The sequence below is a fragment of the Rhodovulum sp. ES.010 genome (assembly GCF_900142935.1).
Lineage (GTDB): Bacteria > Pseudomonadota > Alphaproteobacteria > Rhodobacterales > Rhodobacteraceae > Rhodovulum.
Window position 1 is genome coordinate 2,954,164 of the sequence record NZ_FSRS01000001.1, and the last position, 20,501, is coordinate 2,974,664.

The 20,501-nt window shown below is 69.9% G+C and carries 21 protein-coding genes; 12 read left to right on the forward strand and 9 right to left on the reverse strand.

What is annotated here, in order from left to right:
• Window positions 1-58: 58 nt before the first annotated feature.
• Window positions 59-1,666 carry a DUF4139 domain-containing protein gene (locus tag BUR28_RS14525; RefSeq protein WP_074220770.1) on the forward strand — a complete coding sequence of 536 codons (1,608 nt, stop codon included), beginning with the start codon at window positions 59-61 and terminating at the stop codon, window positions 1,664-1,666.
• Here BUR28_RS14525 and BUR28_RS14530 read toward each other — a convergent pair.
• Genes BUR28_RS14530 through glmU form a run of 3 tightly spaced genes read right to left on the reverse strand, consistent with a single transcriptional unit; the run spans window position 1,663 to window position 5,514 of the window.
• Entirely contained in the window at window positions 1,663-2,343 is a 681-nt protein-coding gene (locus tag BUR28_RS14530; protein ID WP_074220771.1) for a DNA alkylation repair protein, read from the reverse strand. The two genes, BUR28_RS14525 and BUR28_RS14530, sit on opposite strands and share 4 nt — an antisense overlap.
• Complete coding sequence (glmS, locus tag BUR28_RS14535) at window positions 2,340-4,160, reverse strand: glutamine--fructose-6-phosphate transaminase (isomerizing) (RefSeq protein WP_074220772.1); 1,821 nt, start codon at window positions 4,158-4,160, stop codon at window positions 2,340-2,342. The genes BUR28_RS14530 and glmS overlap by 4 nt, the downstream gene beginning before the upstream one ends.
• A gap of 4 nt (window positions 4,161-4,164) precedes the next feature.
• Window positions 4,165-5,514 (reverse strand): bifunctional UDP-N-acetylglucosamine diphosphorylase/glucosamine-1-phosphate N-acetyltransferase GlmU, encoded by a 1,350-nt coding sequence (gene glmU, locus BUR28_RS14540; RefSeq protein WP_074220773.1) that lies wholly within the window; start codon window positions 5,512-5,514, stop codon window positions 4,165-4,167.
• A gap of 127 nt (window positions 5,515-5,641) precedes the next feature.
• On the opposite strand from glmU, the gene BUR28_RS14545 reads away from it, so the two are divergent.
• Window positions 5,642-6,322, forward strand: a complete 681-nt coding sequence (locus tag BUR28_RS14545) for an HAD-IA family hydrolase (protein ID WP_074220774.1) — start codon at window positions 5,642-5,644, stop codon at window positions 6,320-6,322.
• The gene (locus tag BUR28_RS14550) at window positions 6,319-7,506 is read left to right on the forward strand and encodes a DegT/DnrJ/EryC1/StrS family aminotransferase (RefSeq protein ID WP_074220775.1); all 1,188 of its coding nucleotides are present in this window, start codon (window positions 6,319-6,321) and stop codon (window positions 7,504-7,506) included. Before BUR28_RS14545 ends, BUR28_RS14550 begins: the two co-directional genes overlap by 4 nt.
• Here the strand turns inward: BUR28_RS14550 and BUR28_RS14555 are convergent.
• Genes BUR28_RS14555 through BUR28_RS14565 form a run of 3 tightly spaced genes read right to left on the reverse strand, consistent with a single transcriptional unit; the run spans window position 7,503 to window position 9,498 of the window.
• Entirely contained in the window at window positions 7,503-7,814 is a 312-nt protein-coding gene (locus BUR28_RS14555) for a P-II family nitrogen regulator (protein WP_074220776.1), read from the reverse strand. The two genes, BUR28_RS14550 and BUR28_RS14555, sit on opposite strands and share 4 nt — an antisense overlap.
• A 4-nt stretch (window positions 7,815-7,818) precedes the next feature.
• Complete coding sequence (locus BUR28_RS14560) at window positions 7,819-8,796, reverse strand: sodium-dependent bicarbonate transport family permease (RefSeq protein WP_074220777.1); 978 nt, start codon at window positions 8,794-8,796, stop codon at window positions 7,819-7,821.
• 51 nt (window positions 8,797-8,847) lie between these two features.
• A complete protein-coding gene (locus tag BUR28_RS14565) occupies window positions 8,848-9,498 on the reverse strand; it encodes a carbonic anhydrase (protein WP_074220778.1) in 651 nt (216 codons plus the stop codon).
• A 177-nt stretch (window positions 9,499-9,675) separates the two neighbouring features.
• On the opposite strand from BUR28_RS14565, the gene BUR28_RS14570 reads away from it, so the two are divergent.
• The 3 genes from BUR28_RS14570 (at window position 9,676) to BUR28_RS14580 (ending at window position 12,306) form a co-directional block, all read left to right on the forward strand.
• Window positions 9,676-10,020, forward strand: coding sequence for a hypothetical protein (locus tag BUR28_RS14570; protein WP_175566954.1), 345 nt, complete (start codon window positions 9,676-9,678; stop codon window positions 10,018-10,020).
• 73 nt (window positions 10,021-10,093) lie between these two features.
• Window positions 10,094-11,476: a leucyl aminopeptidase family protein gene (locus BUR28_RS14575; RefSeq protein WP_074220780.1), complete on the forward strand. Its 1,383-nt coding sequence runs from the start codon at window positions 10,094-10,096 to the stop codon at window positions 11,474-11,476.
• Window positions 11,473-12,306: a C40 family peptidase gene (locus BUR28_RS14580; RefSeq protein ID WP_074220781.1), complete on the forward strand. Its 834-nt coding sequence runs from the start codon at window positions 11,473-11,475 to the stop codon at window positions 12,304-12,306. The genes BUR28_RS14575 and BUR28_RS14580 overlap by 4 nt, the downstream gene beginning before the upstream one ends.
• Here BUR28_RS14580 and BUR28_RS14585 read toward each other — a convergent pair.
• Window positions 12,303-12,647, reverse strand: a complete 345-nt coding sequence (locus BUR28_RS14585; protein ID WP_074220782.1) for a DUF2794 domain-containing protein — start codon at window positions 12,645-12,647, stop codon at window positions 12,303-12,305. The genes BUR28_RS14580 and BUR28_RS14585 overlap by 4 nt on opposite strands.
• A 345-nt stretch (window positions 12,648-12,992) precedes the next feature.
• Entirely contained in the window at window positions 12,993-14,636 is a 1,644-nt protein-coding gene (locus BUR28_RS14590; RefSeq protein ID WP_074220783.1) for a Y-family DNA polymerase, read from the reverse strand.
• A gap of 137 nt (window positions 14,637-14,773) precedes the next feature.
• Here BUR28_RS14590 and BUR28_RS14595 point away from each other — a divergent pair, with 137 nt between their 5' ends.
• From BUR28_RS14595 to BUR28_RS14605, 3 genes are all read left to right on the forward strand, one after another.
• Window positions 14,774-15,886: an S-(hydroxymethyl)glutathione dehydrogenase/class III alcohol dehydrogenase gene (locus BUR28_RS14595; protein ID WP_074220302.1), complete on the forward strand. Its 1,113-nt coding sequence runs from the start codon at window positions 14,774-14,776 to the stop codon at window positions 15,884-15,886.
• Window positions 15,883-16,344 carry a phage tail protein gene (locus BUR28_RS14600; RefSeq protein WP_074220784.1) on the forward strand — a complete coding sequence of 154 codons (462 nt, stop codon included), beginning with the start codon at window positions 15,883-15,885 and terminating at the stop codon, window positions 16,342-16,344. Before BUR28_RS14595 ends, BUR28_RS14600 begins: the two co-directional genes overlap by 4 nt.
• Before the next feature lie 66 nt (window positions 16,345-16,410).
• Window positions 16,411-17,127: an NYN domain-containing protein gene (locus BUR28_RS14605; RefSeq protein WP_074220785.1), complete on the forward strand. Its 717-nt coding sequence runs from the start codon at window positions 16,411-16,413 to the stop codon at window positions 17,125-17,127.
• A 3-nt stretch (window positions 17,128-17,130) separates the two neighbouring features.
• On the opposite strand, the gene BUR28_RS14610 is transcribed toward BUR28_RS14605, so the two are convergent.
• Window positions 17,131-17,748: a TetR/AcrR family transcriptional regulator gene (locus tag BUR28_RS14610; RefSeq protein WP_074220786.1), complete on the reverse strand. Its 618-nt coding sequence runs from the start codon at window positions 17,746-17,748 to the stop codon at window positions 17,131-17,133.
• A 171-nt stretch (window positions 17,749-17,919) separates the two neighbouring features.
• Between BUR28_RS14610 and mbfA the strand changes: the two genes are divergently transcribed.
• From mbfA to BUR28_RS14625, 3 genes are all read left to right on the forward strand, one after another.
• Window positions 17,920-18,897 carry an iron exporter MbfA gene (mbfA, locus tag BUR28_RS14615; RefSeq protein WP_074220787.1) on the forward strand — a complete coding sequence of 326 codons (978 nt, stop codon included), beginning with the start codon at window positions 17,920-17,922 and terminating at the stop codon, window positions 18,895-18,897.
• Window positions 18,898-19,163: 266 nt separating this feature from the next.
• The gene (fghA, locus tag BUR28_RS14620; protein WP_074220788.1) at window positions 19,164-19,994 is read left to right on the forward strand and encodes an S-formylglutathione hydrolase; all 831 of its coding nucleotides are present in this window, start codon (window positions 19,164-19,166) and stop codon (window positions 19,992-19,994) included.
• The gene (locus BUR28_RS14625) at window positions 19,991-20,446 is read left to right on the forward strand and encodes a YaiI/YqxD family protein (RefSeq protein WP_074220789.1); all 456 of its coding nucleotides are present in this window, start codon (window positions 19,991-19,993) and stop codon (window positions 20,444-20,446) included. Before fghA ends, BUR28_RS14625 begins: the two co-directional genes overlap by 4 nt.
• Window positions 20,447-20,501: the final 55 nt, after the last annotated feature.

Below are 20,501 nucleotides of genomic sequence, written 5' to 3' on the forward strand. Positions count from 1 at the left end.
CCTTTCGGCGGACGCATGACGCACCGTGCGTGCAGCGACCCAAACGGAGCCCGAAGTGATGCGCGCGCTCGTTCTGTGCCTTGCCCTTTTCCCGACGGTCCTTTGGGCCGACGACATCCCGCTTGAAACCGCGGTGGCCGCGGTGACCGTCTATCCCGACGGCGCGACGGTTACCCGGCAGGTGCCGTTCGAACTGCCCGCGGGCCAGCACCGGCTCATCCTAGCCGACCTGCCGCGCGACACGCCGCTGGCGCAGGTGCGCGTCGCGGTCGCCGGCGCCACGCTTGGCGCCGTCACGACGCGGTCGGATTTCGTGCCGCCCCGCTCGCCGCTCGAGGACGCGGTGGTCGAGGCGGCCGAGGCCAAGGTCGCGGAACTCGAGGACCGGTTGCGGTCGGGCGAGGCGGAGGTGCGCACGATCCGGCTGGAAGCGGTCGCTGCCGAGGCGCGGGCGGATTTCCTTGGCCGGATCGGCGCCGACGGCGGCCCGCTGCCAGCGGAGACCGACGCGCTTCTGGAACTCTCGGCGATGATCAAGGGCACGACGCTTTCGGCGCTGAACGAAGCCCACGAGGCGGAGTTGCGTGCCGACGCGGCGGACCGCGCGCTGGACGATGTCCGCGAAGAGCTTGAAGAGGCGCGCCGGACCCTGGCCGCGTTGGTGCCGGAAACCGAAGAGCGCGCCTATCTTGCGGTCTCGGTCTCGGCGGCGGAACCGGCAGCGGGGGAGTTGACGATCAGCCACCCGGTCGATGCGGCGGGTTGGGTTCCGGTTTACGACATCCGGCTGAACCGCGCGGAGGGCCGGCTTGCCATCGCGCGCGGCGCCTTCGTCCGCCAGGAGACGGGCGAGAACTGGCGGCAGGTCGCGCTCACGCTCTCGACGGCCCGCCCGAGCGGGCAGCTGGCCCCAAGCGAGGTGCGCCCGGACCGGCGAAGGGCCGTCGACCCCGACGAGGTCCTGCCGCTTCGCCGCTCGGGCATGGCCGGCATCGCCGCCGACGCCCCCGCGCCGGCGCCTGTGGTCGAGGCCAGGCCCGAGGCGGATGCCATCTCGGTGCGTTACGTCTATCCCGAGCCGGTCGATATCGCCGCCGGCGCCGACCGGGTGCGGCTTGCGCTGGGCACCGCCGAACTGGCGGCCGAGGTCGCGGCCCGCGCCGCGCCGCTTTGGGACGACACCGCGTTCGTCGTTGCGGGGGTCACAAATGACACGGGCGAAGTAATCCTGCCCACGGACGAGGCGATGTTCTATCTCGACGGCCGGTTCGTGGGCCGGCAGGCGCTGTCCCTGATCCCGGCGGGCGACGCCGCGGAACTTGCCTTCGGCCCGGTCGAGGGGCTGCGGCTGAGCCGTATCCTGCGCAATCGGACCGAGGGCGACCGCGGCGTGATCCGCAGCGGCAACGAGGTTGTCGAGGACGTGTGGATCGAGGTGGAAAACCTGACCGGCGAGGCATGGCCGGTGCGGCTGGTGGACCGGGTGCCCCATTCCGAGCAGGAAGACCTGAAAGTCACCTGGGAGGCGGAGCCGGCACCGGACGCGGTGGATGTGGACGGCAAGCGCGGCGTGCTGGAATGGCGCTTCGATCTCGCTGCCGGGGAGGCGCGCGAGGTGTCGCTGTTTCACCGCATGATTTGGCCGGACGGGCAGGTGCTGCGTTAGCGCATCGGCCGAGCGGCGTCCCGCCGGGCAAAGGGCTTCATGGCGGGGCCGTGGGCGTCGAGAAAGGCGCGCACGCGCTCCGGGTCCCGTTTCGAGAGACCGCGCAGCCACCAGGCCACCGCCTTCTGGATGAACCACGCGCGGTCGTCGACATAGCCGGCCGCCCAGCCGAGGACGCGTTCGCGGATGGCCAGATCGGCGGGTTTGGGGTGCGGCGTCTTGGCCCAGGGCAGGGTCATCACCAGCGCGGCGCGCCGGGTCCACATGGACGCGGCAGTGGTCCAACCCTCTACCTCGTCCAGCCGGGCGGGATCGTCCACCAATCGCTTCTGGCCTGCGATCGAGGCGTGGTCGGCGATCGCCCAGCCGTCGAACCCGGGCACCCAGGAGGCGATCAGCCGCCATGCCCCCGTGTCGTCGGGCCGGATGCGCGCCTGCGTCAGCAGCTTCGCCGCCGCGATCCGTGCCTCGTGGATGTCGCTGTCCCACAACCCGCTTGCCAACGCCAGCCGGTCCTGCAGCGTGCACTCCGCCCGCCACGCCCTGACCAGCGCGTCGATCTCGGGGTTGGCGACGCCGAGGTAGACCCGCGCCGCCTTGTGATAGACGGCCATCCCGGCAGCCTTGCCGGGGGCGGCGCGGCTTTCGAATGCGGCAAGCGCCGCCGCGGGCGTCATTCCACCGTGACGGATTTCGCGAGGTTGCGGGGCTGGTCCACGTCCGTGCCCTTGGCCACCGCCGTGTGATAGGCCAGCAGCTGGGCGGGCAGCGCGTAGAGGATGGGCGCGAACAATTCCGGCGCCTCGGGCAGCACCAGCGTTTCCCAGACCCCTTCGCCCGCTTCGGCCGCGCCGCGGGCATCGGTGATCAAGAGCACCTTGCCGCCACGCGCCATGACCTCCTGCATGTTCGACACCGTCTTCTCGAACAGCCGGTCATGGGGCGCCATCACGATCACCGGCACGGTCTTGTCCACCAGCGCTATGGGGCCGTGCTTGAGTTCGCCGCTGGCATAGCCCTCGGCATGGATGTAGCTGATTTCCTTGAGCTTCAGCGCCCCTTCCAAGGCCAGCGGATACATTGCGCCACGGCCGAGGAACAGCACGTCCTCGGCCTCGGCCAACCGGCGCGCGACCGCCTCGATCCGGTCCTGCAGCGCCATCGCCGCGTTCAGCCGCCCCGGAATGCTGCGCAGGTCTTCGAGGTGGTTTGCCAGCGCCGGCGCGTCGAGCCGGCCGCGCTGCCGCGCCGCATCGAGCGCCAGAAGCGCAAGAACCGTCAGCTGGCAGGTGAACGCCTTGGTGGACGCCACCCCGATCTCGGCGCCGGCATGGATCGGCAGGGCAAGCGCGCTTTCGCGCGCGATGGAGCTTTCGGGAACGTTGACGACCGAGACGATGCGGTCGGCCTTGTCGGCGCAATAGCGCAGGGCGGCCAGGGTGTCCGCGGTCTCGCCCGACTGGCTGACGAAAACGGCCAGCGTGCCCTCGGGGATCGGCGGCTCGCGGTAACGGAATTCGGACGCGATATCGACGTCGACCGGCAGGCCCGCGAGGTGCTCGATCCAGTATTTCGCCGTCTGACAGGCATAGAAGGCGGTGCCGCAGGCGACCATGGTCAGCCGGCTGACCCGCGTGAAATCGATCGCGCCCTCGGGCAGGACGATGCGGTCGTCCTCGGTGAGGTAGTGGCGCAACGCGTCGCCCAGCACGGCGGGCTGCTCGGCGATCTCCTTGGCCATGAAGTGCTTGTAGCCCCCCTTCTCGACGCGGGCGGCATCCATCTCGATGGTCTTGATCGCGCGGGTGACGGGGCGGCCCTCGGCATCGAAGATCGCAGCACCGGCCCGGGTGACGATCGCGCGGTCGCCCTCCTCCAGATAGGTGATGCGGTGGGTCAGCGGCGCCAGCGCGATCGCGTCGGAACCCACGAACATCTCGCCCTCGCCATGGCCGACGGCAAGCGGACTGCCGCGGCGCGCGGCGATCATCAGGTCCTCTTCGCCCTCGAAGAGGAACAGCAGCGCGAACGCGCCCTCCAGCCGGGCGAGGGTCTTTTCCGCCGCCTCGCGCGGCGGCAGCCCGGCTTCGAGATAGGACTGCGCCAGGTGGGCCACCGTCTCGGTGTCGGTGTCGCTTTCAAAGCCCGCCCCGGCGGCGACCATCTCGTCGCGGAGCGACCGGAAATTCTCGATGATGCCGTTATGGACGACGGCAACGCGGCCCGCGCGGTGCGGATGGGCGTTGGCGACGGTCGGCGCGCCATGGGTGGCCCAGCGCGTGTGGCCGATGCCGGCCTTGCCGGGCAGGGGGTCGTGGACCAGAAGGTCCGAGAGGTTCACGAGCTTTCCCACCGCCCGGCGCCGGTCGAGCCGGCCGTCGTTCACCGTGGCAAGTCCCGCGCTGTCATAGCCGCGGTATTCCAGCCGTCTGAGCGCCTCGACCAGGGAGGGCGAAACCTCGTGCGTGCCAAGGATTCCAACAATTCCGCACATGAATTCAATCTCTTTTCCGTTCGGCCTTTTGAGCCCGCAATCTGTCGAACAGCTTGCGCGCGAGGCCGGGTTTGTTTTCCTGCCGTGCGCGCCCCAGCGCCAATGCCCCGTCCGGCACGTTGCCGGTGATGACCGAGCCGCTGGCCGTCATCGCCTCGGCGCCCACCGACACGGGCGCCACCAGCATCGTGTCCGACCCGATGAAGGCGTGCGCGCCGATCTCGGTCCGGTGCTTGAACACGCCGTCATAGTTGCAGGTGATGGTGCCGGCGCCGATATTCGCCGCCGCGCCGATCGTGGCGTCGCCGATGTAGCTCAGGTGATTGACCTTGGCCCCCTCGGCGATCTGCGCGTTCTTCACCTCGACGAAATTGCCCACGCGCACATCCTCGGACAGTTCGGCCCCCGGCCGGAGCCGTGCGTAGGGACCGACCACCGCGCCACGGCTGACGTGGCAGCCTTCGAGATGCGAGAACGCGCGGATACGGGCGCCGGATTCCACCGTGACGCCGGGGCCGAACATCGCGTAGGGCTCGATCACGGCATCGCGCCCGACAATCGTGTCGCTGGCGAAGTACACCGTGTCGGGCGCGACAAGCGTCACCCCCTTGTCCAGCGCCTCTGCGCGGGCGCGGGCCTGGAACGCGTCCTCGGCCCGCGCGAGGTCGGCGCGGGAGTTGACGCCGAGCGTCTCGGTCTCGTCGCAGACGACGACGCCCGCCGACAACCCGCGCGCTCGGGCGAGCCCCACGATGTCGGTGAGGTAGTATTCGCCCGCGGCATTGTCGTTGCCGACCTCGGCGATCAGTTCGAACATGAGCCGGCAATCGGCCGCGATCACACCGGAGTTGCACAGCGGTATCGCCCGTTCGGCGGCGCTTGCGTCCTTGAACTCGACGATCCGGTCGAGCGTGTCGCCCGCCATCACCAGACGGCCGTAGCGGTCGGGGTCGGCCGGTTCGAAGCCCAGCACCACCACCGAATGCCGCGCCCGCGCCTCGGCCATGGCCGCCAGCGTTCCGGGCCGGATGAAGGGGGTATCGGCATACAGGACGATCGCGTCGCCCTCGAATCCCTCCAGCGCGGCGGCCGCCTGCGCCACCGCATGGGCGGTGCCAAGCTGTTCGGCCTGCACGGCCAGCAGCACCTCGGGATCGACGGCGAGCGCCGCGGACTGCACGGCTTCGGCGCCATGGCCGGCGACGATCACCGTCCGCTCGGCGGACAGCGCGTCGGCGGCGGCCATTGCATGGGCCAGCAGCGGTGCGCCGGCCACCTCGTGCAGCACCTTGGGCCGGTCGGAATTCATCCGCGTGCCCTGGCCCGCGGCGAGGATGATCAGAGCTGTCGGCATGTCCCTCTGCTCTTTCCTTTTTGCCGCTTCCCTTTTATCGCGGTTCTGCATGTTCGCAACGGGCGCCCGGGTCACTTGGCGTTTCGACGTGTTTCAGCGTGGGCGGCGGTTCGCGCAGGGAGTGGGGATGCGCACGGTCATATTCGATCTCGACGGCACGCTGGCCGACACCAGCCGCGACCTGATTGCCGCGGCGAATGCCTGTTTCGAGGAAGTCGGCCTTGGCCTGCCGCTCGATCCGGTGACAGATGCGACAACCGCGTTTCGCGGCGGTCGCGCGATGCTGCGCCTCGCGCACGAACGCCTGGGCAGCGCGGCCGACGAGGACATCGTCACCATACAGTATCCCGTGTTCCTCGACCACTACGCACGCAACATCGACCGGCACACGGTGCTTTACCCCGGCGCCCGCGCGGCGGTTGAGCGGTTGCGGCGGGCGGGCTACGCGGTGGGCATCTGCACCAACAAGCCCGAGGGGCTGGCAGAGGTGTTGCTGGGCCGTCTCGGCGTGCGGGAGTTGTTCGATTCTCTCGTGGGCGCGGACACGCTGCCGGTGCGCAAGCCCGCCTCCGCGCCCTACCGCGCGGCCGTCGAGCGGGCGGGCGGGGATGTCCCGCGGTCGATTCTCGTCGGCGATTCGGAGACCGACCGGGAAACGGCACGCGCGGCGGGCGTGCCGTGTGTTCTGGTGACGTTCGGACCGGCGGCTGCGGCGATGCCGGGATTGAAGCCCGATGCGCTGATGGGCGACTTCGACGAGTTGCACGCGCTGGCCGAACGGCTGATCCCGCGCGAGGCCGCGGAATGACCGAGCGCTTCGCGGGCAGTTTCACCCAGCAGGAGCCGCTGTCCGAGGAGGCCATCGCCGCAGCCGAGGAGGTGATGCGCCACGGGCGGCTGCACCGTTACAACCTCGCGCCCGGAGAGGCGGGCGAGGTTGCGCTCCTGGAAGAGGAGTTCGCGGCTTTCACGGACGGGCGCTATTGCCTGGCGGTCGCGTCGGGGGGCTACGCGCTGTCCTGTGCCCTGCGGGCCTTGGGGGTGGGCTCCGGCGATCCGGTTCTGACCAACGCCTTCACGCTGGCGCCGGTGCCCGGCGCCATCGCGAGCCTCGGCGCGCGGCCCGTCTTCGTCGAGACGACCGAGGCGCTGGTGATCGACCTTGACCACCTCGAGACGCGCGCCGTCGAGACCGGGGCGAAGGTGCTGATGCTCAGCCACATGCGCGGGCATATCTGCGACATGGACGCCCTGACGGCGCTTTGCGATCGGCTTGGCGTGGCGGTGATCGAGGATTGCGCACACACGATGGGCGCGGCCTGGGCCGGGGTGCCGTCCGGGCGGCACGGTGCCATCGGCTGCTATTCCACCCAGACCTACAAGCACATCAATTCCGGCGAGGGCGGGCTGATCGTCAGCGACGATGCCGCGCTGATGGCCCGCGCGATCCTGCTGTCGGGCTCTTACATGCTTTACGATCGTCACCGCGCGGCGCCCCCGGCGGAGGCGTTCGAGGCGCTGACCGGCGAGGTCCCGAACGTTTCGGGCCGGATGGACAACCTGCGCGCCGCGATCCTGCGCCCGCAACTCGCGGACCTGCCTGCCCGGGTCGCGCGCTGGAACCGCCTCTACGGTGCCATGGAGGCGGGGCTGCGGGGGGCGCCGGGCGTCGCGCTGATCGACCGGCCGCAGGACGAGGCCTATGTCGGCTCGTCGTTCCAGTTCCGGGTGCCGGACTGGACAGCGGCGCGGATCGAGGCGTTCCTGTCGCGCTGCGCCAGCCGCGGCGTGGAGCTCAAGTGGTTCGGTGCCGACCGGCCGGCGGGCTTCACGTCGCGCTATGCGCATTGGGCCTATGCCGACCCCGACCCCCTGCCGCAGACCGACCGGGTTCTGGCCACGCTCATCGACATGCGCCTGCCGCTGACCTTCTTGGAACACGATTGCGCGCTGATCGCCCGGATCATCCGCGAAGAGGCGGCGCGGCCCTAGAACCGTTCGGCGCGCAACACCTCGCAATCGGTGATCGAGACCACCCCGATATGGCGGTCGACCACGTCGAAGGCGGCCTCCAGCAGGCCGTCCAGCCGGTCGGGCCGGATCAGGCAGACCACCGCCACCATGCCGCCGGCCGCGCTCACCTGGCCCTCGCGGCTCCAGGTGCCCGACCGGCCCGATCCGCCGAGCACCGGCAGCACCGTGTAGCCGGTCACGCCGGCCTTGTGCAGCGCGCTCCTGAGACGGCGCTCCATCGGCGCCTCGATGATGATCTCCACCCGTTTCGCGGCATGGGTCTGCATGCGGCTATCCTCCGGTAGCAAGGCGCGCCGCCGCCAGGTAGAGCGGGATGCCCAGCGTCAGGTTGAACGGGAAGGTGATCCCGAGCGACAGCGTGAGATAGATCGACGGATTCGCCTCGGGCAGCGCCACGCGCATTGCCGCGGGCACCGCGATGTAGGAGGCCGAGGCCGCCAGCGTCATCAACAGCACCACCCCGCCCAGGCTGAGCCCGAGCAGGAGCCCCAGCCCCAGGCCGATCAGCGCGCCGATGGGCGGCATCAGGACCCCGAAGGCCAGCAGCCCGGGCGTGATGACGCCCCGGCTCTGGCGCAGGCTGCGGCCCGCGACCAGACCCATGTCCAGCAGGAACAGGCACAAGACACCTTTGAAGGGCGCGACGATGAAGCTCTCGATCTCGGCCAGCCCTGCAGGCCCGGTGATCCAGCCGATCAGGAACGCGCCCAGCAGCAGAACGATCGAGCCGTTCAGCAGGATTTCGCGCCAAAGCCCGGCCTCCATGTCCGTCTGCCCGCCCTGGCGCATCACCAGCCAGAGCGCGGCGAGGATCGCGGGGGCCTCCATGATCGCGGCGACGGCGACCATAAACCCCTCGGACGCGATGCCCTGGCTGGTCAGGACTGACGTGGCCGCGACGAAGGTCACGATCGAGATCGAGCCGTAATGGCCCGCGACCGCGCCGGCATCGACCGGGCCGAGCCGTGTCATCGCGCGCAGGAGCGCATAGGCGACGAAGGGAATCCCGGCTGACAGGACCAGCCCGGCCAGCAGCGCGAAGACCAGCGTCGCGTCCATCCCGTGCGCGGCGACGCCCGCGCCGCCCTTGAAGCCGATGGCGAACAGCAGGTAGATCGACAGCGCCTTCGCCGCGGCCTCGGGCACGGTCAGGTCGGATCGCGCCAGCGCCGCCGCCACGCCCAGCGCGAAGCTCAGGATGATCGGCGATAGCAGGTTGCCCGCCGCAAGGTTCAGTATCTCGCCCACCGCGCCCCCCGTTCGCGATCATCCCCGGAAGTCGGGCCGCCCCGGCCCGCCTCAGACCGGCACGAACCGGTCGCTCTCTGCGTCATAGCACTCCACCGCGCCCTCGCCGATATCGTTCCAGAGCCCGTGCAGGGTCAACTCCTCGGCCTCGACCGCGCTTTGAACGAACGGGAAGCTCATCAGGTTCCCGAGCGAGACCAGCACGGCGTCCTTCTCCATCGCTTCCAGCCGGGCGGCCTCGTCGCCGATATTGGCCATCCGATCGTAGCTGGGGCGCAATATGTCCATCCAGCGGCCGATGAAGCTGGACTTGTCCTCGAGTTGCGGCGCGTTCCCGGCGCACATGTCGTGGCAGCCGCGGATGCCGCCGCAGTGCGAATGGCCGACGACCAGCAGGTTCGCGACCTTGAGCACGGTGACGGCGTATTCGACGGCCGCCGAGGTGCCGTGATGGTCGCCGTCGGGCGCGTAGGGGGGCACGAGCCCGGCGATGTTGCGGTGGATGAAGAACTCGCCCTCGTCCGCGCCGAAGATCGAGGTCACGTGCACCCGCGAATCGCAGCACGAGATGATCATCGCTCGCGGCCGCTGCCCCTCGGCGGCAAGGCGCCGATACCACGCCTTGTTCTCGGCATGCGTCGTCGCCTTCCAGCCATGGTAGCGCTGGGCGAGATACTGCGGAAGCGGGCGGGCGTGCTGCATGGGGCTCTCCGTGTGTCCGCGGCTGCATAAAGCGCATTTGCGAGGAATTCGAGACATTTCCGCTTTTGCGTTCAACGCTTTCTTGACCCAAAAGGCCGAGGCTTGGCGCAGGTGTGGTGGTGCCGTTATCGGAGGGTGCGTGTGTCCCGAGTAGTTGTGTTGTGCCATGACGAGCCGTTGAAAGTGGATTCCGACCGTCTGGCCGATATGTTCGTCGATCTGGGCGAGGTCCGGGCGGCGCATCTTGTCGCGCTTTCCGTCGGGCGCCTCGAGGAATTGATGGAGGGGCTCGACCTCGCCTCCTCGCAGGTGCGCCCCGGCGACTGCATCGATCTTGCAGGGCAGATTCGCACGTTGGGCGAGTCGCTCGGTCTCGACAGCCTGTCGCTGGCCGCGCGGGGCGTCTCGTATGCGGTCCAGTCCGGGGATGCGACCGCGATATCGGCCACGATGGCGCGGCTCCGGCGGCTTGCACTGCGCTCGGTGCGCATCGCGGCAGAGCTTCAGCACCGCTCCGGTTGATCCCGCTTGCGGGGGCGGCGGAACCCGATAGGGTCGGGGCAACCCCGCAACCTGTCCGGAGGAACCGCCGCCCATGCCCCCCCGTTTCGCCGCGCCCGACACCGCCGCGCTGCCGTTCCACGTCGTAGACGAGTCCGCGCTTGACGACTGGCGCACGGCGCGCCCGCCGCACGAGGCTGCCTGGCTCAAGGCAAACGGCTTCGGCGCGGGGCTGGGCGAGTTGGCGGTGCTGCCCGACCCGGCGGGCGGGCTTGCCGGTGCCGTCGCAGGGTATGGCGCCGCGCCGGCCCGGGCGCGCGGGCGGTTTCACCTGGCCGGGGTGGCTGGCCGCCTGCCCGCGGGCATCTGGCGCCTTGAAACGGACCTCGAAGGCGCGGCCCTGGAGGCCGAGGCGCTGGGCCTGCTGCTGTCGGGCTACCGGTTCGACCGATACCGCGACCAAGGCCCTGTCCGGGCCGCGTTCCAGGCGCCTTCCGGGATCGACGCCGCGCGGGTCGAGGCCGTTGCGGCCGGCGAGGTGCTGACCCGCGACCTGATCAACACGCCGGCCTCGGACATGGGGCCCGAGGCGCTGGAGCAGGCTGCCTTCGCGCTGGCCGCGCGCCATGGGGCGACGGCGCGCGCGGTGCGCGGCGAGGACCTTCTGTCGCAGAACTTCCCGCTGATCCATGCGGTCGGCCGGGCCGGGCCGCAGGCGCCGCGGCTGATCGAACTGACCTGGGGCTACGGCGGTCCGCGCCTGACGCTGGTCGGCAAGGGCGTCTGTTTCGACACCGGCGGGCTGAACCTAAAGCCGGCCTCCTCGATGGGGCTGATGAAGAAGGACATGGGCGGGGCGGCAACGGTGCTGGGCCTTGCCGAGACGATCATGGCGCTGGGCCTGCCGCTTCGGTTGCGCGTGCTGATCCCGGCGGTCGAGAACAGCGTGTCGGCCACCTCCTTCCGCCCGCAGGACATATTGACCGCGCGCAACGGGCTGACCGTCGAGATCAACAACACCGATGCCGAGGGACGGCTGGTCCTGGCCGACGCGCTGGCGCTGGCGGCCGAGCAAGACAGCGACCTCATGATCTCGATGGCCACGCTGACCGGGGCGGCGCGGGTCGCGGTCGGCCCCGATATTGCGCCCTTCTACACCGATGACGAGGCGCTCGCCGGTGCGTTGTCCGAGGCCGGGGAGCGCGGCGCCGACCCGGCCTGGCGGATGCCCTTCCACGCGCCATACGAAGCGATGATCGAGCCGGGCATCGCCGATCTCGACAACGCGCCGAAGAACGGATTCGCCGGCTCGATCACCGCCGCGCTTTTCCTGCGGCGCTTTACCGCCGGGGCGCGCTATGCCCATTTCGACATCTACGGCTGGCAGCCCTCGGATGCGCCCGCCCGGCCGAAGGGCGGCACCGGCCAGGGGGCCCGGGCGATCCTGGGCGCGCTGCCCGACGCGCTGGGCCTGTGACCGGGGACCGCCGCGAGACGCCCGCCAACGGGCGCGTCGCCGCCGCCCATCTGGCCGGGCAGGTGAGCGCCGAGCGCTTCGTGGAACCCGTACGCCACCGCCTGACCCGCCCGCTCGCCGACCTGATGCGCGCCCCCGGCGGCCCGCGCGAACGGCAATTGCTGTTGGGCGAGGCGTTCGAGGTGCTGGATCTGCACGAGGGCCATGCCTTCGGCTGGGCCGCGCGCGACGGCTTCGTGGGCTACCTGCCCGCCGACGCGCTGTCCGACGCCGCGCCCGAGCCCACCCATATCGTCGCCGTCCCCGCGACCCACGCCTATTCCGCCCCCGACCTCAAGCGGCCCGAGCACATGGCGCTCAGCTTCGGCTCGCGCCTGCGCGTCGTCTCGGCCAGTGGCGGCTTTTTCGAAACCGCCGAGGGCTGGTTCGTGCCCAAGCCGCACCTGCGCCCGGCGAACGCGCCCTTCGCCGACCCGGTGACCGTCGCCCAGCTGTTCTTCGGCGCGCCCTATCTCTGGGGCGGGAACGCGATCTGGGGGATCGATTGCTCGGGGCTCGTGCAGGCCGCGTTCCTCGCCTGCGGGCGCGCCTGTCCGGGCGACAGCGACCAGCAGGAGCGCGCCCTGGCCCCCCCCCTCCCCGATGGGACGCCCCCCGAACGCGGCGATCTGCTGTTCTGGAAGGGTCATGTCGCGCTGGTCGTCGAGCCGGAGGTCCTGATCCACGCCAACGCGCATACGATGTCGGTTGCCTACGAGCGTATCGTTGACGCGCTCGCGCGGATCGAGGCGGCGGGCGACGGCCCGCTGACCGCGCATCGGCGGCCCTAGTCGACCGCCCGGATCAGCTTCTTCTCGAGGACGCGCAGAACGCTCTTCAACTCGTGCCCGCGCTTGAGGATCTGTCCGTCCATGCCGATCACGGCGTACATCCCCTGCCGGTTCCGCAGCTTGGGCCGCTTCTCGATGCGGTAGAGCGGGTGCTCGGCCGTGCGCCGGAAGATCGAGAAGACCGCCACCTCGCGCAGGCAGGAAATTCCGTAGTCGCGCCATTCGCCGGCCGCCACCATCCGGCCGTAGAGGGCGAGAATGACACCGAGTTCTGTCCGGTCGAAGGCGACCTGCTCCTGAGCGCGGGCCTGGCGGACCGGGGTGGGCGGCACGACGTTCATTGCGCCAGCGTGCCGCCCCGGGCCGTGCAAATCAAGCTCTGCCCGGTTTCCGCCGCAAAATTACCTTCCGAAAACCCGTCAGGCTCCGCGATCTCGCCGGGATTCGGCAGGATATTGTCTCCATAGCGAAGACGCTACCCCGGTGCCGCAGATTAACAGCCCCCACCCAGCCTGCGGCACCGGGGCCTTCGCTTCTCCCCCAGATGAATGCTCCGACCGTGTGGCGAAAGCGCATCCGCGCGTGGCCCGCCCTGGCCCTGGGCAGGCCGGGGAAGGCGGCCGGCCGGTGCCATGCGTCTTGGCTCAGGGGCTTGCCCGCGGCGTTTGGGTGCCGTGGCTGCCCGCTTACCCGAATTGCCCCTGGCAGAACCAGCCCGACGACATCTCGCCCCCGTGCGCATAGTAGAGCCAGAGCCTGAGGCCGGTCTCCGTCTCCACCCGCCAGTAATCGCGCGGGCCGGATCGCCAGTCGGGATCGTCCAGCCACCATTCCGGCGCGATCCGTTCGGGGCCGGTCGCGCCCACCGCCCGGAAATCGCGCCGCCGCCAGCGGAACCGGGCGGGCGGCCCCGGCCTGTCCGGGGCCATGACCGGCTCGGGCGGGAACAACAGCAGCGGCCGGGGCCGGTCGCGGGCGGGCCAGCGATCTACCGGCTCGGACCAGGCGGCGGCCAGCACCTGCCAGCCCTTCTCGGGAATGTGGCTTTCGGCCGGGGCCATCCGTGTGATCGCCTCGAGCCCGATCCGCACCCCGATCCGCCCGATTAGGTCCGCAAGCGCCGCCTCCGTGCCGTGGCGGTGCTGCGCGGCGCGGACGGCCTCGGCGTGGCCGGCATGCTGGCGGGCATGGACGGGCTCGGTCACATGCGCCTCGAGCCGAAGCCGATCGAGCCCGGGGCCGGCGTCGAGACTGGCGAGTTTCAGCGCGATCAGCGGCCGGATTCGGTCGGGGGCCGCGGTGGCCTGGGCAAGGCCCAGTTCGATCTCCTCGACCCCGTGGTCGCAGCGGAACGCCTGGAACCGCACCCGCCGCGCGCCGCGCGCCGCCTCTGTCAGCCGCGCCGCGAGCGCCTCCAGCAGCCGGTCGAGCCCGGTGAGGATGTCCGCCTCCAGCCCGATCGGCTCGGGCAGCGACAGGCGCACCGCGAAATGCGGTGCGGCGCGCAGCGGCGAAACGGGCTCGGGCTCGGCCCCCAGCGCCTGGTCGAGCCGCCGGACGAGGTCGCGCCCGAACCGGCGGGCGAGGGGGGCGCGCGGCATGCCGAGAATGTCCTCGATCCGCCGCAGCCCCAGCCGGGCCAGCGCCGCCACGGTGTCCTCGGGCAGTCGCAGAGCGGCCATCGGCAGCGGCGCGAGTGCCGGGCGTGTCTGGCCGGGAGCGGCGATGCGCGGGGTCTCCGCCGGGTCACCCGCGGGCGGCAGGCGTTGCCAGACCCGGCGTTTCGCCGCGCGCGAGCGGGTGGCGCGGGCCTCCTGCGCGATGGCGTCGCCCGAGCGGTGGGGGCGCACGGACTGCCCGGCGAACCGCGCCAGCGCCCAGGCCGCGCCCCTTGTATCGGCCAGCCCCGCCCGCACGCGCAGCCCCAGATCGGCGCAATCGGCCTCGACCTGCGCCATCAGGCCCGCCTCGCCGCCGAAGAGATGGGCGCATCCGGTGATGTCGATCACCAGCGCGTCGGGGGGCTCTTCCGCCACCCAGGGCGAGAACTTGCCCGCCCAGCGGGAAAGTCCCCGGAGAAACGCCGCCTCGCCCGACGGGTCGGCCGGCCGGGTGATCAGCTGCGGGCAGATCGCCATCGCGTCCCTGAGCGGCTGGCCCTGCCTGAGCCCCGCCGCCTCGGCCTCGTCGTTCAGCGAGGCGATCGCCTGTGCGCCGGTCGCCTCGGCGATCACCGCGAAGGGGCCGGGCGGCAGGCCGCGATGGCGGCGCAGTGCGCGGTCGGCGGCAAGCCGCGGAAACCAGAGCGAGAGGATGCGGCGGGCGGGCATGGCGGCAGTGTATGTTCACTTTATGTTCCAAATCTATCTTCGCGCCTGCGGGGAGTCGAGTCCACGCCGCCCGCGCTTGCAATGCAGCGGCCTTTCCCGCACCCTTCGCGCAAACTCATGCAGGAAGGGACAAGACGATGCGGACGCGTGCTGCGGTTGCGTTTCGGGCGGATTCGCCTTTGGAGGTGACGGAGGTGGAGCTTGCCGGCCCGAAGGCGGGCGAGGTTCTGGTGGAGATCAAGGCCACGGGGCTTTGCCACACCGACGAGTTCACGCGCTCGGGCGCCGACCCGGAGGGGCTGTTTCCGACGATCCTGGGCCACGAGGGCGCGGGCGTGGTGGTGGAGACCGGCCCCGGCGTGACCAGCGTCAAGACGGGCGATCACGTGATCCCGCTCTACACGCCGGAATGCCGCGAATGCGAATACTGCCTGAACCCCAAGACCAACCTCTGCCAGGCGATCCGCGCGACGCAGGGCCAGGGCCTGATGCCCGACGGCACCTCGCGGTTCAAGACGCTGGATGGCGACCCGCTCTATCACTACATGGGCTGCTCGACGTTTTCGAACTACACCGTGCTGCCCGAGATCGCGGTGGCGAAGATCCGCCCCGACGCGCCCTTCGACAAGGTCTGCTACATCGGCTGCGGCGTGACCACGGGGGTGGGCGCGGTGATCAACACCGCCAAGGCGGAGCCCGGCTGCCGGGCGGTGGTGTTCGGGCTGGGCGGCATCGGTCTGAACGTGATCCAGGGGCTCAGGCTGGTGGGCGCAGACCAGATCGTCGGCGTCGACCTCAACCCCGCGAAGCGCGAGATGGGCGAGCGTTTCGGGATGACCGATTTCGTCAATCCGGCCGAGGTTGAGGGCGACCTGGTGCCCTATCTGGTCGACCTGACGAAGGGCGGCGCGGATTACAGCTTCGACTGCACCGGCAACGTGAACGTGATGCGCGCCGCACTCGAATGCGCGCACAAGGGCTGGGGCGAGTCGATCATCATCGGCGTGGCGCCGGCGGGGGCCGAGATTTCGACCCGGCCGTTCCAGCTGGTCACCGGGCGGGTCTGGAAGGGCACGGCGTTCGGCGGTGCGCGCGGCCGGACCGACGTGCCGAAGATCGTGGAGTGGTACATGGACGGCAAGATCGAGATCGACCCGATGATCACCCACACCCTGACGCTGGACGAGATCAACCACGGCTTCGACCTCATGCACCAAGGAAAATCCATCAGAAGCGTGGTGGTCTATTGAGCGCGAAGGACGGCACGGGGCCTGGGACGGCCTGGCCCCTGCCGAAATTCCATTTCGAGGTCAGCTTCGGGGACGGGGCGCCCATCGGGTTCCAGGAGGTGTCCGGTCTGGATGTCGAAACCCGGCCGCTGGACGACCGGGCCGGCAACAGCCCTGCCTTTTCGAGCGTCAAGATGCCGGGGATCCGGAAGACGGCAAACGTCACGCTGAAGAAGGGCGGGTTTGCCGGGGACAGCACGCTCTGGGACTGGGTCGCCGAGGTCAAGATCAACACCGTCGAGCGGCGCGCGGTCACCATCCGGCTGTTGGACGAGGCGGGGGCGCCGGCCATGATCTGGCGGCTGGTGAACGCCTTTCCCGTCAAGGTGCAGGGCACCGACCTGAAGGCCGAGGGCAACGAGGTGGTCATCGAAACGCTGGAACTCGCCCACGAGGGGATCACCATCGAGACCGGTTGAGCGAGAGGCTGTTCCCCGCCGGCCCGCCCGTGTAGACAGGCGGAAAACGAAAGCGATGCAGGAACCATGCCCGACTCCAAGCCCCCTCTCCTCGCCGTCCTGATCGACGCCGACAACATCCCCGCCCGCTATGCCGAGGCGATCCTGAAGGAGATCACCTCTTTCGGGGAACCCGCGCTGCGGCGCGTCTACGGCGACTGGTCCTCGGACCGCCTGAAGCCCTGGGCGGAAAAGGTGATGGCGCTGGGGCTGGTCGCCCACCAGGAAACCGCGAACACCAAGGGCAAGAACGCCTCCGATATCGGGTTGGTGATCGACGCGATGGACATCCTGCATTCGGGCCGGTTCGACGGGTTCGTGCTGGTGTCCTCCGACAGCGACTTCACCCGGTTGGCGAGCCGCATCCGCGAACACGGGCTGGACGTGATCGGCATCGGCGAGTCCAAGGCGCCGGTCAGCTTGCGCAATGTCTGCAACCGCTTCGTGCTGATCGAGAACATCGTCGAGGAGCCCGCGCCCGCCCAGAAGGGGCCCGCGGCGGAGCCCGCCGGCAAGCGCAACCCGCGCGAAGCGATCGACCTTATCCTGCGGGCGATGGACAAGATCGAGCAGGAGGACGAGTGGTACACGCTCGGCCAGCTGGGCCAGTACATCACCGCCGACAATCCCGATTTCGACACCCGCACCTATGGCAAGCGCAAGCTCTCGGACCTCGTGCGCGGGCTGAAACGGTTCGAGACCCGGCAGGTTGGCAACCAGTTGCAGGTGCGGCGGGTCGACTGAGGCTCAGCGCGCGTAGCGCGCCATGAACGTGGTCACGGCGCCGTCGATCACCCGGTCGATCTCCGCGGGCGTGAACCGGATCTGCACGCCCAGAAGGTGGCGCAGGTAGATGTCGGCCTTGCAGAGTTCGATGAACTGGTCCGCGGCCAGGTGCGGGTCGGGCACGGCGAGCGCGCCCGCCGAGTCGGCGCGGCCCAGATAGGCCACGATCTCGTGGTGCAGGCGGCACGGGCCCGAGCGGTAGAACGCCTCGCCCAGTTCGGGAAAGCGGTCGGCCTCGGCCACGCAGACCCGGAACACCGCCTGGTTCAGGTCCGACAGGAACGAGGCGACCATGTGCTCGGCGGCCTTGCGCAGTACTATCGGCACCGGGGCCGTGAAGTCGATCTCGGACAGCGCGGCGTGGGTCTGGCGGTCGCATTCCACGCGGAACACTTCGAGAAACAACAGGCGCTTGTCGGGGAAGTAGCTGTAGAGCGTCGCCTTCGACACCCCGGATGCGCGGGCGATATCGTCGACATTCGCGCCCTCGAACCCGTCGCGCAGGAATACCTTGCGTGCGCCGTCGAGGACCTGGTCGAACTTGCGGCCCTTCTTGATCTGGCCGGGGCGGACGTTCATGGGCTCTCCCGCACGGTGGCCCGGAAGTCTAGCCCGGAGGGGGCGCGACGGGCAAGCCGGCCCGAGGGCGGCAATTGGCCCTCTCGCCCTTCCTTGCATCCGCAGCGAGATTTCCGTTGCCCCCGGCTGCCGCTCGATTAATTTAGAATCATTCCAAATACGGAGGCCCCGATGATTCCTGGCGTTCCGCAGCGTCGCCGCTTCTCCGACCTGTCCGAGCAGGAAATCCTCGCCCTGGCGATCTCGTCGGAGGAGGACGACGCGCGTATCTATCGCAGCTATGCCGAGCAGTTGCGCGGCGACTATCCGGATTCCGCGAAGGTGTTCGAGGAAATGGCGCGCGAGGAGGACGGCCACCGCCAGCGCCTGATCGAGACGCACCGCGCGCGGTTCGGGGAGGTGATCCCGCTGATCCGGCGCGAGCATGTCTCGGGCTATTACGCGCGGCGCCCGGTCTGGCTGGTGCAGAATCTCGGGCTCGAGCGCATCCGCGAAGAGGCCGAGATGATGGAGCGCGAGGCGCATCATTTCTACCTCAAGGCCGCGCAGCGCACCTCCGACGCCGAGACCCGGAAGCTCCTGGGTGATCTCGCCGCGGCCGAGGCCGGGCATGAGGCGACGGCCGACAGCCTTGCCGCCGAGCATCTGGGCGAGGACGTCAAGGAACAGGAGGACCGCACCGCCCACCGGCAATTCGTGCTGACCTGGGTCCAGCCCGGGCTGGCGGGGCTGATGGACGGGTCGGTCTCGACGTTGGCGCCGATCTTCGCCACGGCCTTTGCTACGCAGGACACATGGACGACCTTCCTGGTCGGTCTCGCGGCCTCCGTGGGCGCGGGGATCTCGATGGGCTTCACCGAGGCGGCGTCGGATGATGGCGAGATCTCGGGCCGCGGCTCGCCGGTGAAACGCGGCATCGCCTCGGGGGTGATGACGGCGCTGGGGGGGCTGGGCCACGCACTGCCCTACCTGATCCCGCATTTCTGGACGGCGACGATCATCGCCATGGCCGTGGTTTTCGTGGAACTCTGGGCGATTGCCTGGATCCAGAAGAAATACATGGAAACGCCGTTCTTCCGCGCCGCCTTCCAGGTTGTGCTGGGCGGCGCGCTGGTTCTGGCGGCGGGCATCCTGATCGGATCGGGCTAGCGGCGGATCGGGTTTCGCCTTGGCTTCGCCAAGGCGACCCGCCGGGGGCTCTGCCCCCGGACCCCCGGATATTTCAGGCCAGAAGAAGGGGTGGGGCGGGCCGCACACGTTGTCGCGCGGAACTGGTTCAGGGTTGAACCGTATTTGTCGGGTCCGGCGGCGTCTGCGCCGCGGCACGGGGCCGCTGCGTCGCGACGCGCGCGACTTGCCGGGACGGGGTGGGCGCGCTAGCCCTGTGGACGAGAAGCGTCGAGGGAGCGAAAGCCATGGAGACCGTATCGGAAAACAAGTGTTTCGGGGGGATGCAGGGGGTCTATACCCATGCCTCGGACGTATGTGCCTGCGACATGACCTTCGGCCTGTTCCTGCCCGCCGAGGCGCAGGATGGCCCGGTGCCGATGCTGTGGTATCTTTCGGGCCTGACCTGCACCCACGAAAACGCGATGGTGAAGGCCGGCGCCCAGCAATGGGCCGCCGAGCACGGGATCGCGCTGGCGTTTCCCGATACCTCGCCCCGCGGCGACGGCGTGGCCGATGACGAGATGTACAATCTGGGCAAGGGGGCCGGGTTCTACGTGAACGCGACCGAGGCCCCCTGGGCTGCCAATTACCGGATGTGGGATTACGTCGCCGAGGAGTTGCCGCGCGTGATCCTGAACGATTTCGCCATCGACGAGGAGCGCCAAGCGATCTCGGGCCATTCGATGGGCGGGCATGGCGCGCTGACCATCGCGATGGCCTATCCGGGCCGCTTCGCCAGCGTCTCGGCCTTCGCGCCGATCACGCATCCCAGCCAATCGGACTGGGCGAAGAAGCCGATCCACGCCTATCTCGGCGAGGGCAAGGTGGACTGGGTGCGCCACGACGCGTGCCTGTCGCTGCGCGAGAACGGGTTCGCCGGGCCGATGCTGATCGACCAGGGCACGGCAGACCAGTTCATCGATTCGCTGATGCCCGAGGCGCTGGCCGCCGCGCTGACCGAAACGCGTCACCCCGGCACGCTGCGGATGCAGCCGGGCTACGATCACAGCTATTTCTTCGTCTCGACCTTCATGGAGGACCACGTGGCCTTCCATGCCGAGGCGCTGTACGGGTGAGCCGCATCTTCGTCGATGCCGACGCCTGCCCGGTGAAGGCGGAGGCGCTGCGCGTGGCCGAGCGGCACGGGGCCGAGATTCACTATGTGGCCAATGGCGGTTTGCGCCCGGTGGACCACCCGCTGGCCCGCATGGTCTATGTCCCCGACGGCCCGGACGAGGCGGACAAGTGGATCGCCGAGCGCGCCGGGCCGGGCGATGTGGTCGTGACGGCCGACGTGCCGCTTGCCGCGAAATGCGTCGGCCAGGGCGCGCGGGTGCTGAACCACAATGGCGAGCCCTTCACCGAGGCCAATATCGGCCAGAAACTCGCCAGCCGCGACCTGATGGCCGACCTGCGCGCCGCCGACCCGTTCCGGCAGGGCGGGGGGCGGGCCTTCTCGAAGGCCGACCGTTCGCGGTTCCTCGACGGGCTGGAACGCGTGCTCCGGGCCGCCGGCCGGGGCGGATGAGCGCGCCGGCGCAATTCGCCCTTCCGCCGCCGGGGGGCACCCGCTAGCCTCGGCC